General features: G+C 56.6%; 1 pseudogene. It reads left to right on the top strand.

The window, feature by feature from the left end:
* Positions 1–539, top strand: a pseudogene (locus FDX22_RS21665) (DNA polymerase III subunit gamma/tau C-terminal domain-containing protein); the annotation flags it as partial.
* Positions 540–542: the final 3 nt, after the last annotated feature.

The following is a 542-nucleotide window of genomic DNA, read 5'->3' as shown; positions in this document are numbered from 1 at the left end:
GGTGTCGGAACGTGTTCAGGCGCGTCCGGCAGTCTCTGCGCTGGAAAAAGCACCGGCGAAGAAAGAAGCGTATCGCTGGAAAGCGACCAATCCTGTTGCAGAAGTCAAAGAAGTCATCGCCACGCCGAAAGCGCTGAAAAAAGCGCTNGGCGGAAGCCATTGAACGCGACCCGTGGGCCGCGCAGGTCAGTCAGCTTTCATTGCCTAAGCTGGTGGAGCAGGTGGCGCTCAATGCCTGGAAAGAAGAGAATGGCAACGAGGTTCGCCTGCACCTGCGTTCCACGCAGCGGCACCTCAATTCCAGCGGTGCGCAGCAACGACTTGCTGAAGCATTGAGCAGCTTAACGGGCTCAGCGGTTGAATTGACCATCGTTGAAGATGATAATCCCGCGGTGCGTACGCCGCTGGAGTGGCGTCAGGCCATTTATGAAGAGAAGCTCGCGCAGGCGCGTGAGTCGATTATTGCGGATAATAACATCCAGACGCTGCGTCGTTTTTTCGATGCGGAGCTGGACGAAGAGAGTATTCGCCCCATTTGATCG

This window comes from Citrobacter sp. TBCS-14, assembly GCF_005280805.1.
In the GTDB taxonomy this organism is placed as follows: domain Bacteria; phylum Pseudomonadota; class Gammaproteobacteria; order Enterobacterales; family Enterobacteriaceae; genus Citrobacter; species Citrobacter gillenii.
The sequence above is the reverse complement of the archived record's forward strand: the minus strand, read 5'-3'. Positions and strand labels throughout refer to the sequence as shown.